Source organism: Streptomyces sp. NPDC055749, from assembly GCF_053617235.1.
Genome location: NZ_JBSHFH010000119.1, coordinates 1 through 2,719, shown reverse-complemented (window position 1 = coordinate 2,719; position 2,719 = coordinate 1). Strand labels below are relative to the sequence as shown.

Genomic DNA, 2,719 nt, shown 5'->3' with positions numbered 1-2,719 from the left:
CCGTGGGGGAGGGCGCGGCGGTCGCGGATTCGGTGCTGCCGGGCGGCGGCTGCCGGCCGCCGCCCGGCCACTGCTCGTGGGCCGGTTACTCGACGACCTTCAGCAGCTTGTTCGCCGTGCCCTCGGTCGCGTTGGAGATGGCGTCGGGCGTGGCCCCCTCGGTCAGCGCCGTGGCGACCTGCTCCGGGGTGGCGTCCTGGTGTCCGGCCAGGTAGACGGCGGCGGCGCCGACGACGTGCGGAGTCGCCATGGACGTACCGGAGATGGTGTTCGTCGCGTCGTCACTCTCGTTCCACGTCGACGTGATGTCGGAGCCGGGGGCGTAGATGTCCACGACCGCGCCGAAGTTGGAGAACGAGGACTGCTCGTCGCCCACCGTGGACGAGGCGACCGTGATGGCCTCCGGGACGCGCGAGGGCGAGCCCTCGCCCGCGTCACTGGACTCGTTTCCGGCGGCCACCCCGAAGGTGACGCCGGAGGCGATGGCCTTCTGGACCGCGGCGTCGAGCGCCGGGTCCGCGCCGCCGCCGAGGCTCATGTTGGCGACGGACGGGCCCTCGTGGTTCGCGGTGACCCAGTCGATGCCCGCGACGACCTGCTCGGTGGTACCCGAACCCTGGTCGTCGAGCACACGGACGGCCACGATCTTCGCCTTCTTGGCGACTCCGTGGGCCGCTCCGGCGATGGTGCCGGCCACATGCGTGCCGTGGCCGTTGCCGTCGTCGGCGTTGTCGTCGTTGTCCACGGCGTCGAAGCCCGAAGTGGCGCGGCCCTCGAAGTCGGCGTGCGTGACCCGGACACCGGTGTCGATGACATATGCAGTTACACCTTCACCCGCGGCGTCCGGGTAGGTGTACGCCTTGTCTCCGGCGGTCTCGGCCTGGTCGATCCGGTCGAGACCCCAGGACGGCGGGTTCTCCTGGGTGGCGTTGATCGTGAACTTCTTGTTCTGTACGACCTTGTCGACGGCCGGGTCGGCGGCGAGGCGCTTGGCCTCGGCCTCCGAAAGGCCGCTGGCGGAGAAGCCGTTGATGGCGGACTTGTAGTTCCGCTTGAGCTTGCCGCCGTACTCCTCGGCCAGCTCCGCCTTGTCCGCCTTCTCGTCCAGCATCACGATGTAGCTGCCGGAGACGGCTGTTGCCGCGTCCGCGCCGTAGACCGTGCCCGTCGCAGGTGTCGGTGCGGCTCCCGCGAACGAGGTGGAGATGAGGGTGACTCCGGCTGCCGCCGCTACGGCGGTGATGGCGGCGGTGAGCTTGATCCGGCGTGCGCGCTTGTGAATTGCCATGAAGAGGGATCTCCTCGTCATTCTTTGTGGGGGGATTCGCCCTCGGCCGGAAGATCTCCGGGGGCTGGCTCGAAACCCTGACCGATTGACACGCTCAGATCAAGACCTTCATACAGCTGTGACTTACTCAACAAGGTTTCGTAATAAAAAATCGGCCATGACCGGTCAAGTCGGACACAGTCACCAACCGCCCCTATATGTAAGGGCCTTGTATCGCACGACAGGGCGCAGCCGGCGTCAGGCCGGCAGTTCGGCCTCGATGAGATCGGCGGCCTGCTTCGTGCCGCCCTCCCCCGCCATCTGCGCCTGTACGGCCGCGGCCCTGGCCGACACCTGCGGATCACCGACAAGGGCGAGCACGGCCTCGCGCAGGGTCGCGGCGTTCGCCTCCTCCATCGGGAGGTGCCGGGCGACGCCGAGCCCCTGGAGCATGTCCGCGTTGCCGAACTGGTCGACGGCCTGCGGAACGGCGACCATCGGGGTGCCGGTGGCCAGCCCTTCCTGGCTCCCGCCCGCGCCCGCGTGCGTGATGAAGGCGTCCGCCTGCCGGAGCACCGCGAGCTGCGGCACCCAGGAGTGCACCTCCACATTGGTGGGTACGTGCCCGAGTTCGGACGGGTCGACATGGGCGCCGATCTGGAGCACGACGTGCCAGCCGGGCAGATCGCCGAAGGCCGTGACGCAATCGCGGTAGAAGGCGGGCTGCTTGGTGTACGAGGAGCCGAGGGAGACCAGCAGCACCTTCTCGGCACCGGCCGGGCGCCGCCACTCCCCCTGGTCGGCCCGGTCGCCCTGGCACGCGCCGACGAAGGTGTGGACCTTGCGGTCCACCCGGTCGGCGTTCGGCTGGAGCGCCTCGGGGATGAGAACGATCGCGCGGCGGGGCCGGGCCACGAAGTCGTCCGACGACACAGCGCCCAGGCCGTTCTCCGCGAGCCAGTCCGCGAAGCGCGCGTAGTAGGCCCTGCCCCGCTCGGTCTGCCTGAGCTCGGCGGTCATGGGCTCGCCGATCTCCTCTTCGTACCCGCGCCAGGGGGTTCGGCACGGGGCTTGCTCAGCGAGCAGAACCATGGTGTAGAGCGCCAGCTCGGGTTCACGTGCCGCCTGGAGGGCGAAGGCATAGGGCATTCGCGCGCGCCCATCCCTCTTCTTGCGTGGGCATCGGCCTACGGGCCGGGCGGGTATCGCAACCTGCTATCCCGAGCCGCGCAGCAGCATGCTACGCTGCGGTTCTGCTTCGGCAGCGGTCAGGGCTTGGCCGTCATGAGACCCTTCGGGTCGAATGAGAAGCCGCCTCGTTTGCGAGGCGGAGGAGTCACGTTCTCCATCGCCGTCCGAGACGGATCGCCTCGTGCACTGGCTGGAGCGCCGGACCTGTCCGGCTGCCGTTCGTCCCCAGTCGTCGGACGGGCTTGTTTTGCAAGCCCGTCC

Annotated in this window: 1 protein-coding gene and 1 pseudogene; both read right to left on the bottom strand. The window is 69.1% G+C overall.

Annotated elements, in window-relative coordinates; all coding sequences use genetic code 11:
* Nucleotides 1-85: 85 nt before the first annotated feature.
* Nucleotides 86-1,288, bottom strand: coding sequence for a S8 family peptidase (locus ACWGO0_RS37270; protein WP_453544871.1), 1,203 nt, complete (start codon nucleotides 1,286-1,288; stop codon nucleotides 86-88).
* Nucleotides 1,289-1,525: 237 nt separating this feature from the next.
* Nucleotides 1,526-2,377: pseudogene (locus tag ACWGO0_RS37265) on the bottom strand (macrolide family glycosyltransferase); the annotation flags it as partial.
* Between the last annotated feature and the right edge of the window lie 342 nt (nucleotides 2,378-2,719).

Bases quoted from the DNA above. Each gene is read 5' to 3' on its own strand.
- ACWGO0_RS37270 (WP_453544871.1), bottom strand. From the start codon at position 1,288: ATGGCAATTCACAAGCGCGCACGCCGGATCAAGCTCACCGCCGCCATC.